The organism is Halomonas sp. LS-001, from assembly GCF_052983955.1.
The window spans coordinates 1,629,863-1,643,075 of the sequence record NZ_CM129816.1; the positions used below are offsets into that span (position 1 = coordinate 1,629,863).

Consider the following 13,213-nt stretch of genomic DNA (forward strand, 5'->3'; position numbering starts at 1 on the left):
TAAATCGGGATTATTGAATACAAAGGAAAATATCATGCATCCAGTGATGCTATTGCCCCCTGATGCGGATACCGCATCGCTGCGTCAAGCCCTTTGGCAACATCGTATCGCGCATCAGATTAGCGAAGAGGATGATGGGCAGTTGCTTTGGCTTGCCGACCCTCGTCAGCGAAGCGAGCTGGAAGCGCTCGTCAAACGCTGGAAGCAAGGAGAATCGCTCGATGCAGTTCCCTTGCAGAAAAAAACCGGTTTACCTGCTTCGGTTTCGACATGGATGCCCACCCTGAAGCGTGTGCCCGTAACAGCGCTGATGATAGTGGTGAGCTTACTGGTATTTGCTCTGTTAGGTGTATTTGGTGACCTTCTGATCGTGACGTTGACCATTGTTCCCATTGGAATATCAGGTGGCGAGCTAGCTTATGGCAGCTTGCAGGATAGTGTGATGAGCGGTCAGGTATGGCGGTTTTTGTCACCTGCGTTTCTGCATTTTGGCTGGATGCATCTGATCTTCAACTTGATGTGGGTGTGGTATTTCGGCAAACAGGTTGAAGCGTTGCAGGGCAGTCGAGTGATGCTTGTGTTACTGCTTGTTGCAGGGATCGGCTCCAACCTTTCGCAATATATGACTGGCACGGTTCTTTTTGGCGGGATGTCAGGGGTGGTGTATGCATTGTTGGGCCATGTCTGGTTAATGGCTCGTCGAGTGCCGGGAAGCGGTTTTTTTGTCCCCCATATGTTGGTGGTGTTCATGCTTGGTTGGATGGTCTTCACCATGACCGACATGGCGGGCATTGTCGGTTTTGGCAATGTCGCCAATGAAGCGCATTTGGGTGGGCTGCTCGTGGGTTTGGTATCGGGATGGTATCATTCTTCACGGCGTTTACGTTCTTGAATGGGAGCAAGCAATGAGCGACATGACCTTTGATAAAATGATCAATCAGATGACTCCAGCGATTTATCAGAGTCTCAAACAGTCGATTGAATTGAGGAAGTGGCCCGATGGGCGGTATTTAACCGCGGAACAGACCGAGCTCTGTATGGAAGCGGTGATGCGTTACGAGTTCGAAAATAATGTCCCTGAGCAAAATCGCGTGGGCTACCTTGAGCAGCGTACCTGCGGCGCCGGTGCAACAGGGCAGGGCGTGTCGCCAGAGCTGGCAGGGTTGGCCAAGGATGCAACGCGTGGCTGAAGCGTCTGTGCAGGGCTGCCTGCGTAAAATGGCGATTACACCTGCCGCAGAGACTGACGCGGCGGCTCACTATGCCATGCGGCTTGATGAGCATCACTGGGCCATGAATGAACGGCTTGGGCAGCCGTTGCGGCTTGAATGGACAGGAGCCATTGCCTGCACCCACTGCGGACGTGCCACGAAAAAAAGTTTTGCCCAAGGCCACTGTTATCCCTGTTTCAAGCGTCTGGCTCAGTGCGATACCTGCATCATGAAGCCGGAAACCTGCCACTATCATCAGGGCACCTGCCGTGAACCGAAATGGGGTGAGCAGCACTGTTTTCAACCACATATTGTGTATCTGGCCAATTCGTCAGGGCTGAAAGTAGGCATTACCCGCAAAACCCAGATGCCCACTCGCTGGCTGGATCAAGGGGCGATTCAAGCGTTACCCATTCTGGAAGTGGAGACTCGTCAGCAATCCGGCTTTGTCGAAATGCTGTTTAAAGAGCAGGTGTCGGACCGAACGAACTGGCGCGCCATGCTGAAAGGCGAAGTGGAAACGTTGGACTTGCCTGCAGAGCGGGACCGTCTCTTACAACAGCTTGGTGATGGGCTGCGGCAGTTGCGAGAGGTGCATGGCGAAGACGCTATTCGCTCCCTGGAAGCAACGCCGCAGACGTTTCATTACCCGGTTGCCACTTATCCAGGCAAGGTGGTCTCACATAACCTTGATAAACAACCGGTTGTTGAAGGGACGTTACAGGGGATGAAAGGCCAGTATCTGATCCTGGATAGCGGTGTGATTAACTTACGCAAATTCACAGGGTATGAAATCGTGGTTTCGTGATGTGTTTTTAACGCTGAGCATAGCCAAGAGCGTCACGTAAGTACTCGGCATGCTGGGCGACCCATTGCGGGTCAATCGCTCCCCAGTTATGTATCCTGTAGTGACCGATATTATGGCGCTCTCCATCGCTTTTTTCGAACGTACACTCAATATCCAGTTCCGCCAGTGACGTAATCGTATCCTGAGCGGTACGGCGGGGCATACCGGTGGCTGCAATCAACGCCGGTACGCTCGCGACTCCCTGATCAATCAAGTGGGCAACAAATAAACGACGATAGAAACTGGCCTTGGTTTTACTAAGCGGGAGGGACATGAAGGTTCCTTTGAGTCGTGTAGCCTGCCAGGCGGTTCGTGGTCTTAACGCTTTCCTGGTTTGGTTTTGATTTTGGGGGGCGTGTCGGAAATGGCTTTTTCTTTGGTGCGCCATTTGATCTTCACTTCCACTTCCTGCTTATCGTCTTCGTCACTTGCCCTAAGGGAGACCTGTAGCAGCGGCTGAGGGGATAAAACCAGATCATCATCACTTTCCTGAAACGTGAGTTCCCCTGCCTGAATCGCATTGGCCAGCGTCATTAAAAGCTCATGGGTTGACTGACGATCCAGCAACGAATCGTGGCTGAATTTTGTTTTAGACTTCATCTAGTAAGCTCCTGCCAGTTGCCCCTTGCGATTGGGCTTGAAGACTTTTGCGCTGGGGTAATCGCAGCTTAGGCCAATAACGCCACGTTTTTTATCGATAAGCGTTACGCCCATACCATGGTCTTCCAGTCCTTCCTTTTGGCGAGAATTGGCATCCAGAGTAATATCAGCCTCAATATGAATGAGGCCATTTTTAAGGGTTACGCGTTGGCCAAAATGCTGATTGATATGACCGTGAACCAAAACCTGTATGCCTGCTTTACGTGCCACATTGGCGCCATGCTGGGTGAGTGGTAGGTCTGCTTTACGGTATTTTGTTCTGAAAGTGTTGGCGAGTGACCCGTAATAAAAACTGAACAGGTTCTGATGCATCAGGTTCTTTTTGAAAGCCCGATTGGCATGTTTGACGCCATGATTGGCGATTAGCTCCGCCATGTTGTCATCCAGTCCCGCGTGCAAAAATAAAAACGATCCCCGCTTTTTCACCAGACGCATGCGGCGGAAAAACCAGCCAAACTCACCAGAAGGCTTCAGAAACAGTGAACGACATTTCATGGCCGCTGCGTAGACTTGCTGTAACGACAGACCGGCCTTTGTACAATGCGCTTCAAAGCTCTGGGCCTTGCTCTGCATTTTACTGATCTCGCGTGATATTCCCTCAGGGGTAAGAAACCCTGCCGCATAGAACGGGAAATTTTCAAACCAGGCTTCGCTCGGGAAGAGGGCTTTACGGCACGCTGCTTCCGAAGGGATTTCACTGTCCCATCGCGTATCGGCAAGATACTGATCGAAGACTTCCTTGAATAAAGGAATCACCTTTTTGCCCATGCGCACAAAAAGATGCTGACTGCCAGCATCCTTCTCTCGTTCCAGGGAAAGTAGACCCATCAGCAGGCGCAGGTCATGGTTGCCCGCCAGCAGGGCAACATCCGCTTTGAGTCGATACAGATGAGCCAGACTGCGCAGCAGGGTGAGGTTGCTAGGCCCTTTATCAAGGCAGTCACCGCCCACCACAATTTCCGCTTTTTTTCCAAACCGGGTGAGCTCATATTCACCCGGATGAGCACCATCACGCTCAATAACCCCGGCCGCGATCAGTGAAGCTTCGAAGGCTTCGGCATCAGCATGCGGGTCAGAGATAAATACAACGGGATTTTTGGGCCAGGCAAAGCCGCTTTTTTGCGAGCGTTTTAAAAACGTCGATAACGCATCGTCATGGTTGACCGAGTCTGAATCCTCTGGCCAGGTAACCCAGGTGGTGGGAAGGCGTGCCAGGATGGCGTTATGATACGGTTGTTTTCTTACCTTCGGAATAAAGTCTGACGCAGTCGTCGTTGCCATCTTGTAAGTCACTATTTTAATCGATTGGGTCTACTGTCTGGCGATGCTTCCAGTGTCCGTATACTCGGCTCCAGTCATGCTCCTGTCGTTCAAAGACAACCGGCTGGCCGTAAAACATGCTTAACCGATGAATCTCGCTGAAAGGTATGACACCCAGATGATAGCAAGCGTGGCGGATTGAGGCGCCATGGCCAACAATAATCTGTAATCGTCGACCTGTTTCTTGAGCGGCTTGTGCTTCTAACAGAGCGCTTAGATGGCCTGCTACCCGTTCTCCGGCTTCCAGAAGCGATTCCGCGCCCTCGAAAGGCAGTCTGAAATCGCTGGTGGATTTCCAGCCTTCTGGCAGGGCTGTCAGGCGCGGGTCAAGCGCTACAATGCTTTCGATTTCCTTGACGCTCAAATTGGCCACCGCTCCGACACTGCGCTCACAAAGGGCCGAAAAGCTACGCGTAGAGAGGTGCCCCGCACCTACAGCAGCTAGCTCTTCACGGTAGATTTCCGCAGTTTGCCATGCTCGTAATAACGTTGAACAGTGTATCTCAGTGTTGAGTTGATAGCCTGATGTGGATAGCCACTCGCCAAATTGGTGCGCCTGACATCTAACGTCTTCCGCCCCTTTACGGGTGAGCGGAAAGGGCTGCAGGGCGCTGGGGGTCTGTGCCAATTGGGCGTACTCACCGTGTCGTATCAACGCGAGTGCTGCCATTACAGAATACCTTCGCGTTGGAGCAGTTCCATGGCACGCGCAAAGTCGATGATACCCGTCAGCCTCATCACCTGAACGCCCCTTAAGTACTTGGCATAGTGTTGGCAGTCAGGGGTATGTTCATCAGGAAAGTGGCCATCCTCCTGCTGAAAAAATGGCCCTGGACCTTTGCGTAAGCCTTCAAGCGCCTTGGGTGTTTGCTCAATATCAACAGGCGATAATGCAGTCGGCACCGTCGAATCCAGGGACCAATCCAGCAATATAAGATGGCTGAGGCTGCCGGAAAGCGCGGTTTTATTTTTGCCATAAGCATTGTCGATCAGGACATCATATTTTTGCTCGATATCCCAAAGCTGACGTTTCGACATACCATCAAAATGACGGCGTTCCTCGGCAGGCAGTAGGTTCACCAGGCGTGGCGAGTTAAGCAGTGTCCCCGGGTTAACGCGCGGGTGCTTGGCAACGCCCAGTACCTCAACCTGCCCGCTGCCTGGCTGAAACAGAATACGATCATTGGAAAGAAAACGCGCACTTTCATTTTCCAGAGCTTTCAGCATCAAGGTTGACTTGCCACCACCGGAGCTTGCGGCAATTGCCGTCACGGCCCCCTGGCGTTCAAACGCTGAGGCATGCCCCAGAAGGTATCCGCAACGCTGCTGCTGATTGAGAAACTGGTTATTAATGAAGTTGACAACCTGGGACCTGTGTTGGGTTAGCTCGCCAATGGCCACAGGGTCCGTCAGTGATTGAAGCAGGGTGATGCCAGTGCGGGTTTTGTGGATCCAGCGGCCCTGAGGGCAATCCCAGTAGGCTTCTTTCAGGCCAAGCGGGCTGATTTTGTTGCGCTTGACGGGCGTCCAGTCAATGCCATGCGTCTCAGGCAGTTGATTAACAAGAAAAACACGTAGCGTTGCATGTTGAGCAGATGAGGGAGGCGGGGCATGGCAGGCCAGTGCTGCATAATAGTCGCTGAGATAGTCCAAAAGAACAGCGTCATCCGCCAATATGTGTAATGTCAGCCCCTTAAACGTTAAAGAGAGTGTTGATTGGCAGGCAGCTTTCGCCTTTGCGATCTGCGCATCATCCAACAGAGGGATCATTCAGCGGTCCTTTCTAACTCATCAAGAATATGCTCACACAGCTTTTCGCTGGCATCGATACCGCAGCCCTTTTGCGCGCCACTGAATCCGCCAAAGGCAGAGACCTCGAAGACCACAGGGCCTTCATCGGTCAAGGCGATGTCAACGGTGGTAAAACTGAGTGTAAAGCAGGCCTGTGCTTTTCTTCCCAGCTCAATCAACTCAGGGCTGGGTTCATAGGCTTTATACTTACCGCCGCTATGTATTGTCGTATTCCATGCGTTGGCATCACCGACGCGTGCATAAGTACACAGATACTGACCACCCAGAAAGACCATGCCTAGATCCTGCCCGCCCAGATTAACGAATTTCTGCAGATAGAAAAGGCCGTGTCTGTCTTTAAACTTATTGAGTTTTTGCGTGTTAGTCGCAATCCCATCCTGCTTTTTTAATACGACCATCCCACGGGCTTTGGTCGAGTAAAGCGGTTTTAAAATCGCAGTGCCGAAGTGTTTAATCGTCTTTAAAGCAGCCTCGACGCTTTCTGTGACGCGTGTCTCGGGAAGGGCGATGTTGCCTGAGGCCAAGGCAGATGTGCCTTCCAGCCGGTTAATCAGGCGGATGACCTGGGATGGGCTACTGAAACAGCGAACACCATCGGCCTCAAGCCGGTTCAGCATGCGTAACCGGTCGTCGGTGGATGGGGAATAGGCTTCGCTTATTTTCTTGATCACCACCCCGTCAAGTTCGTTAAGAACAATATCCCGGTAACGCAGCTTACCGGTTTCAAGCTCTAGCACGACCTCTGACATATCGACAACACAGCGAAAGCCGGTGCGCTGTTCCAGATGATTCGCCAAGACTTCCGTTGACCACTTTCCAGGGATTCCAACGACAGCAACCCGCTGATTAATCATTAAAAATATCCTCAAGAGGAAGTCGATACTTTGCGTAGTTTTCCGATTTCAAACGTGTAATGGCTTCCAATAGATAGCTCGCTCTCAGTGCAAGTTTTCGGGCAAAGTTCCGGTCATAAATAAACCGTGTGGAAGTGGCAAAAGAGCGTCCTAACGCAATGGCCAGGCGCACATCGAAGTCTGCATCGTGAGTGTCTTTGGCAAATCGCCGGGCAAACTGATAAAGCAGGCGGATCAAGCGCATTAACTCTGCCCTTGGTGACGCATCCATAACCGGCAGTCGATAGATGGATACCATCAGCACCGATAGATCCTGAGCATAGTCAGAATAGGACGCACGGTGTAAGTCGATAAAATAAATACGCTTTTTGAGTTCATCGTAAATAATGTTATCGACGTTAAAATCACCGTGAATCAAAACGGAAAAGGGGGCTCGCACCTGGGATTCAAGGCGCTCGACGTGATCCATCAAGCTGTCAAAACTGGGGCGTGTGAGTCCGCAAATGGATTGGTCACTCTGAAACAGCGTCGGGTGAGCCTGATACGTTTCGGGCATGCGTTTGCGTAATTGCTGCATGTACTCGGGGTGAGGCGGCTCATGCGTACGCGAGCTTTTCCAGATTTTTCTCAGTGTCTTACGCAATTTATCGACAAGCTGATAGGCCATCTCCCACTGACTGTTCAGCAGCATTGACTCAAGCGTTCGGCCAGGTAGGTGTTCAATCACCATGGAAGCCAGTTCGCTCCCAGGCTCGACATTATGGGAGAGCACCGTGGGGGCCACCTTGGGATAAACCTGCTGCCATTGATGAACCCCTGAGAGCTCTTCCATGACTTTCTGGCTTTGCCCTTCCTTGTAAACCGCCATCACGTTACCCGAGGACGCATGTTCCGCCTTAAGCGTCGCGATAGTACTGCCGCTGCGGGTCAAAGCAAGCCGCTCAACCGTGAAATCACCTTCCTGGTTGGTAATGGCGTGTGCCGCATTTTTTAGCTGCTTGTAATTCTGCAGACGCACGGCGGGGCCAAAGTTAGCGGCAAGCAGGGCATCGGCCAGCTCGGCGAGTAACTGTGTCATTCGATGAATCTGGAAATCCAGCACGGCGCCATTAGCCGCTTCAGACGTGTTGGACAAGCGGGCAGAAATTTTCGGTATCCGGCGGCCGAGTTTTAAACCCTGGCGGGTATTGGCATCATCGATATTGATAATGACCAGCTTCAATGATTTGCCAACCCAGCGAATCAGCTTGGCGTATTCTTTACGGCGTTTGTCCGATAGGTGTTTCAGTGACTTTATGTCCGTCACTTCCATGCAGGCTTGCCCCAGCTGATCAAGCAGTGTTGCCAGGCGTTCCAGAGATTTGGACTGTTGAAACCCAGAGCCGTCAATTTTGCGTCTTTGTACATCAACCGCAACCGCAAGCTCTACTTTCTCCAGCAGAGTGCTTCGATAACCCTTGCGATCAATGATGCGCCGCGCCATGGAAGCACTGGGGTGCGTCATATAAACTTCAATTAACTCGAAGTGATTTTCAACTTCAAATCGTAGAAAATAGAAGTGCTCCAGAATTGATGCGTTGATAGACGGCCTCACCGTAAAAAGTGCGATTTTGAGCGGCAATCACTATACGTAACCGTGCCATTTTTTGTGTTACGAATAGGTTAAATTTCAAAGGGTTGTATGAATAAAAAACGTATTGCTTGCCCTAAAATAAAGATGTCTCGTGAGTTTACCAAAGGGCAGACGCTGCGCCTTGCCAGATATCGTAAAGCGCCAGAACTGGGGCCCAAAGTGCTTTTTTTCAGTGGCGGCACAGCGCTGCGGCAGTTTTCTGACGTCCTGACTGACTATACCCATAACTCTATTCATCTTGTCACACCTTTTGATTCCGGGGGCAGCTCAGCAGAGCTGCGTCGCGTTTTCTCCATGCCAGCTGTGGGCGATTTGCGCGCACGCCTACTTTCGTTAGCGGATAACTCAGTCACGGGGCATCCTGAGGTTGCCGCTCTTTTTTCGCACCGGCTGGTTGAAAACCAACGTTCAAAAGAACAGGAAAAGGCGGTTCTTGAGCACCGCCTGCAGACACTTGTCAGCGCTAAACACCCTTTGCTAAAGGCCATTGCTGAGCCGATGCGCTCATTGATTCAGAGTTACATCGCCGCTTTCTATCAGCATATGCCCGAGGATTTTAACCTGGCGGGGGCCAGTGTTGGGAATCTGATTTTGACGGGCGGGTATCTTATCCATAACCGCTCACTGGACCCCATTGCCTTTTTGTTTGGCCAGTTGATTAAAACCCGTGGCATCGTGCGTACCACCACCGATGCTGATCTTCAGCTTGAAGTATTACTGGAAAATGGCCGATCCATTATTGGTCAGCATGGCTTTACCGGAAAAGAAACCGCAAGCATTGATTCGCCGATAAAAGCCATAAAACTGTCGGGCGAGGCGGATGATATTGATGCTCAGGATGCCTCCAGGGTATGTAAAGAGACCCGTATGCTGATCGAGTCTGCCGAACTGCTGGTGTTTCCTCCCGGCAGTTTTTACAGCAGCGTGATTGCCAATCTGCTGCCCGAAGGGGTGAGCAAAGCCCTCGATAAAAATCAGGCGCCAAAAGTGTATATACCAAGTTTAGGAACGGATCTTGAAACCCTGGGCATGACACTGGTCGATCAGGTGCGTGTTCTTAACCAGCATTTATCCTGTCAGTCACAAACGAAACCCTCCGGTCAGTCTTGCCTTGATTTTATGCTGTTTGATTCGCGGTTGCTGAGCGTCACACCCAGGCAGGTGGAAGCGATAAAAGAAATGGGCGTTCAGATCATCGACACCGACCTGGTAGCGCAAAATGCCGACAGTGATTATTACGATGACGTTAAACTCGCCGAAGCGCTGATGGGGTTAACGTGACAATGCTGTAAGACAATAAAGTGTCAGGTGTGGATGCTTTCCATACCTGACACTTGCTCTACCGATATTACGCTGTTAAACCTGAGAGGCTACCTGGTCAACATTAAGTTGATTTTTTTCGATACAGAAAGTTTGATAAATGCGTCCCTTTAACGCTTCTAGCTGTAGGCTGATTTCATCTGAAAGGTCACCATGCAAGAACACTGACGTTTCCATGTTTTTGTATTTACCTTCGCGTACAGCACTTCCCCAGTTATAAGAACCAATAATCATAAACTGTTTATCGGCCATCACCATTTTGCTGTGTACCTGATTAACCACGTATACCTTCAAACCATTAGCGGCTAATGTTTCACAGCAATGCCTGAAACGCTTGTTTTTCGTTTCACAAGGCTGGTTACCATTGGTTGTATTGAAATGATGATCGACAAATATTGTCGCTTTCACCCCTCGCTGGGCAACATTTGATAATGCTTCAAGTAGCCCAGTGGTTTGCAGCCTCTCCAGGGAAATCCAGGGAGACACAATATCAACGCGATGCTGGACAGTGTTGAGCAAGTCTTTCAGGCACTGATCATGTTCATGCGAATCATTAATCATTCTTGGTGCCTTGCAGTGTGACTGCAAATCAGGCCGTACAGAGCTTGCAATATAATTCAGCTCATTGTCTTCGCAGCTGAATAGGTAGTTCCCCAGAAGTTGTCTGGGTGAGCCATAAGCAGCTGTTGCAATGACATCCATGTCGCCAAAGACGATAAAACTATCCTTGGCGCGTGAAACGGCAACGTTAAGCAGGGAAGGGTCCTGATCAATAAAGTTCCCGTCTTCGTGCCGGGAGTAAACTCCCGAAAAGACAACAATGGGTCGTTCAGCTCCCTGTAGAGCATGCACTGTACCTATTGTCATGGACGGTGCTGTCATGGATGGCGTTGTCATGGACGAGAGATCTGATGCTGCATTGTCAACACGGATGCCACGTGTGCGACATTCTTCCTCTATCAGATTTGCCTGTGCCTTAAAGGGAGTGACAACCCCGACAATCTCTTCAAGTGTTTTCCCGTGGGTCTTTTCCAGCTGAGGTTTTATATCCAGCAGCCATTCCGCAATGGTAATGGCTTCTTGCCGGTTGATCCGACTACCTGTCGGCGGTTTTTCGGCACGCCCATCGACATGCACATACCCAAAAGGAGGGAGCGCCGGCTCCACGGCTGGTGTATCGCGTAATGGCTGTAGTAGCCCCTTGTAACAGAGTTCATTACAGTAGGCGATAATACTGCTTAAACAGCGCCGATGTTCATGCAGAAACATTCCGGGTTCGGCATCAGGTAAGTAGTGATATTGGCTGGTAGTCTGAGCAATGCGCATAACGCTGCCATTGACAACGCAGCGGCCACCATCTTGAAGGGCCTCGTAGGCGTTGTTGTCCGCTATCAGCTTTTCATGCATCAGGTTGCCAATATCAACGCTTGGTAGCTGTTGTGAAACAGGCTTGATCTGATGTACATCCCCTATGGCAAGCACACGCTTAGCCAGCGCCATTGAAGCGCCAGCCACTTCAGGAGCCACTTGTCCTGCCTCATCAATGATCAGTAGATCAATTTTGTTAATCAGATAATAGAATCGATAATCATCCTTGCTTAAATATTCACTATAAATCATGTGCTTAGGCAGCGAGTAAAGCGTTGAAACGATACAAGGCGTAAGCATCATACGCCTGCGCCAACGGGGAAGAACAGATTTCAATCCTGTTTTTTCAGTTTTCTTGGCGGTTTGTTCTGCCAACTCTTTATGGCGCGCCTTGCATTCCTCCAGCCAGCGTGACTCCCAGTAGTGCGTGGCCAACTCGAATAGCTGAAAGCGCAATGAGGTATCGAGTGATTGATCGAAAGCATCGAAAAAGTCAGGGAGAGGATCGTCAGGATAGAGGGCGCGGTAAGCCGTTTCCAGCTCAAGGTGTGCCTGCTGAACCTGTTGCTGTAATTGCTTCAAGGTATCAATAAATTGTTGATACTGTTGAATGCTTTCCTTGTGTTGTGCAAGCCAGAGTTGCAGGGCTTTTTCAGGAGAGGTACTGCTATTCTGTGCCAGGATATCCTGCGTTTGCTCATCAAGGTATTCGTCGATAAACAACTGGCGTTTAAGTCGGCGTCTTTTGGCTATCATGGGTAAAAAGCCGAATAGAGTCAGCCACAATGACTCGCTGGCGCAAAACTTCCGCCAATGGTTAAGGCCTTCCTTAACCTGCGTATATTCGTATTTCAAAACGGTGAGTTTGCTTTGAGCTTTGCCCAGTGCTGCGGTGAATGTTTCATTGCCTAGAAGCTCGGATAGCTCGACTTGCTTTTCATCATGTGTTTGCCAGAGTTGCTTTAGCTCAGCCAGCTGAGCGAAGGCAAGGGTAATCAGCGTTTACAAGCTTAAGCCAAAAAAAAGACGCATGATGAACGCGCGCAATACTCTCCGCACACGAAAGGGTGAGGGTTATGCTTGATAGGCGATTTCTATCTGTTCAAAAAGCGCCTGCCGAAGGTACTGGTAAGGGTGCTTAATTTCTAATAAATTGGCAATTGCGTAATGCTTTTCATCCGCAAAGTTCATACCCACCATTATTCCCACGAACATTGGATCTCTGGCAGCTGGAGGGCGAGAAGCCTGTTCAAGGTGCTTGTCTTTGCATGATTTTAAGGCTGACATATATTCAAAAATCTGTACTGAAGGGCAAGTATTAGTGACGCTTTTGGATAGTGCATGCGTAACCTTGGCTTCATGAATAATGCTTTCAAAATCTATAGGCAATATTCTCTCTAAATGCTTCTGAGTGTACCCAGTCGCTCTTACCGGAAGCTGTTCGTCTAATTCCAGGAAATCACTCTCATTCAGCATGAGTAGGTCATACAGTTTCATGGCTCTTTTTGCATAATTGAACCTTGCTTCTTGCTGGCGTTGACTTCTATTGTTTTTCATTTCGCGCCTGGCTATGCAAAGAGCAAAAATGGAAATAACCATCGCCGTTAGCGTTCCAAAATCTGCCAGCATGCTTATCCAGTAAAAGATGACTTCCATAGGGATATCTCTGTTCGGGCTGATATTTTAAAAAAGAAAAAGTATTATATTATAATGAATCTCAAATGATAATAGTTGTCATATTAGTGTCCGCACAAGGACATTACCCATTAAGTTTTTGATAAGGAGAAATAAAATGCAAAATCAAGATGTAAAAAAACCGCAGGACCAAAATCCTACTGATCAGGTAGGTGAGCCAGAATGGGAAGATGATAATTTCTGGGAAGATGCAAAGCTTAAATAAAAAAACGTGCCAAGGAAGGCGTTTTATCTTCGTTCGCGAAAAAAACTGACTAGAAAACTGACCACCGCATGCCTAAAACTGACCATACAGTGACATTTTTAATAAGAAGGGAATAGCTAAGATATTGAAAAGTAACGCTTAATTGGTGCGGATGGGGAGACTCGAACTCCCACACCTTACGGCACCAGAACCTAAATCTGGCGTGTCTACCAATTCCACCACATCCGCACAACTGGCGCATATAATAGCAAACTTTTCTTACATGTCAATCAACCATGTAAATATTCA

At 49.6% G+C, this 13,213-nt stretch carries 13 protein-coding genes and 1 tRNA gene; 4 read left to right on the top strand and 10 right to left on the bottom strand.

Annotated features, from left to right (window positions below; genetic code table 11):
- The first annotated feature begins 34 nt into the window (after window positions 1-34).
- Genes ACU6TU_RS07295 through ACU6TU_RS07305 form a run of 3 tightly spaced genes read left to right on the top strand, consistent with a single transcriptional unit; the run spans window position 35 to window position 2,019 of the window.
- The gene (locus tag ACU6TU_RS07295) at window positions 35-892 is read left to right on the top strand and encodes a rhomboid family intramembrane serine protease (RefSeq protein ID WP_447143892.1); all 858 of its coding nucleotides are present in this window, start codon (window positions 35-37) and stop codon (window positions 890-892) included.
- A 13-nt stretch (window positions 893-905) separates the two neighbouring features.
- Window positions 906-1,190 (top strand): YeaC family protein, encoded by a 285-nt coding sequence (locus ACU6TU_RS07300; protein WP_447143893.1) that lies wholly within the window; start codon window positions 906-908, stop codon window positions 1,188-1,190.
- A complete protein-coding gene (locus tag ACU6TU_RS07305) occupies window positions 1,174-2,019 on the top strand; it encodes a DUF2797 domain-containing protein (RefSeq protein WP_447143894.1) in 846 nt (281 codons plus the stop codon). The genes ACU6TU_RS07300 and ACU6TU_RS07305 overlap by 17 nt, the downstream gene beginning before the upstream one ends.
- A gap of 7 nt (window positions 2,020-2,026) precedes the next feature.
- Here ACU6TU_RS07305 and ACU6TU_RS07310 read toward each other — a convergent pair whose 3' ends face one another.
- From ACU6TU_RS07310 to ACU6TU_RS07340, 7 genes are read right to left on the bottom strand one after another with little or no spacing between them, the layout of a single operon-like run.
- Window positions 2,027-2,332 (bottom strand): winged helix-turn-helix domain-containing protein, encoded by a 306-nt coding sequence (locus ACU6TU_RS07310; RefSeq protein ID WP_447143895.1) that lies wholly within the window; start codon window positions 2,330-2,332, stop codon window positions 2,027-2,029.
- 44 nt (window positions 2,333-2,376) lie between these two features.
- The gene (locus ACU6TU_RS07315; RefSeq protein ID WP_447143896.1) at window positions 2,377-2,658 is read right to left on the bottom strand and encodes an amphi-Trp domain-containing protein; all 282 of its coding nucleotides are present in this window, start codon (window positions 2,656-2,658) and stop codon (window positions 2,377-2,379) included.
- Complete coding sequence (locus ACU6TU_RS07320) at window positions 2,659-3,999, bottom strand: metallophosphoesterase (protein WP_447143897.1); 1,341 nt, start codon at window positions 3,997-3,999, stop codon at window positions 2,659-2,661. It lies immediately after the preceding gene.
- A 16-nt stretch (window positions 4,000-4,015) separates the two neighbouring features.
- Window positions 4,016-4,708 carry a histidine phosphatase family protein gene (locus ACU6TU_RS07325; protein WP_447143898.1) on the bottom strand — a complete coding sequence of 231 codons (693 nt, stop codon included), beginning with the start codon at window positions 4,706-4,708 and terminating at the stop codon, window positions 4,016-4,018.
- Complete coding sequence (locus ACU6TU_RS07330) at window positions 4,708-5,808, bottom strand: HprK-related kinase B (RefSeq protein WP_447143899.1); 1,101 nt, start codon at window positions 5,806-5,808, stop codon at window positions 4,708-4,710. The genes ACU6TU_RS07325 and ACU6TU_RS07330 overlap by 1 nt, the downstream gene beginning before the upstream one ends.
- On the bottom strand, window positions 5,805-6,704 hold the full coding sequence (locus ACU6TU_RS07335; RefSeq protein ID WP_447143900.1) for a GAK system ATP-grasp enzyme: 900 nt from the start codon (window positions 6,702-6,704) through the stop codon (window positions 5,805-5,807). The genes ACU6TU_RS07330 and ACU6TU_RS07335 overlap by 4 nt, the downstream gene beginning before the upstream one ends.
- A complete protein-coding gene (locus tag ACU6TU_RS07340; protein WP_447143901.1) occupies window positions 6,697-8,208 on the bottom strand; it encodes an aminoglycoside phosphotransferase family protein in 1,512 nt (503 codons plus the stop codon). The genes ACU6TU_RS07335 and ACU6TU_RS07340 overlap by 8 nt, the downstream gene beginning before the upstream one ends.
- A gap of 177 nt (window positions 8,209-8,385) precedes the next feature.
- Here ACU6TU_RS07340 and ACU6TU_RS07345 point away from each other — a divergent pair, with 177 nt between their 5' ends.
- Window positions 8,386-9,618: a GAK system CofD-like protein gene (locus tag ACU6TU_RS07345; protein WP_447143902.1), complete on the top strand. Its 1,233-nt coding sequence runs from the start codon at window positions 8,386-8,388 to the stop codon at window positions 9,616-9,618.
- A gap of 75 nt (window positions 9,619-9,693) precedes the next feature.
- Here the strand turns inward: ACU6TU_RS07345 and ACU6TU_RS07350 are convergent, their stop codons facing one another.
- The 3 genes from ACU6TU_RS07350 to ACU6TU_RS07360 all read right to left on the bottom strand — a co-directional run bounded on the left by ACU6TU_RS07350 (window position 9,694) and on the right by ACU6TU_RS07360 (window position 13,153).
- Window positions 9,694-11,880, bottom strand: a complete 2,187-nt coding sequence (locus ACU6TU_RS07350; protein ID WP_447143903.1) for an AAA domain-containing protein — start codon at window positions 11,878-11,880, stop codon at window positions 9,694-9,696.
- A 219-nt stretch (window positions 11,881-12,099) separates the two neighbouring features.
- Window positions 12,100-12,681, bottom strand: a complete 582-nt coding sequence (locus ACU6TU_RS07355; protein ID WP_447143904.1) for a hypothetical protein — start codon at window positions 12,679-12,681, stop codon at window positions 12,100-12,102.
- A gap of 387 nt (window positions 12,682-13,068) precedes the next feature.
- Window positions 13,069-13,153 (bottom strand) — tRNA-Leu (locus ACU6TU_RS07360).
- Window positions 13,154-13,213: the final 60 nt, after the last annotated feature.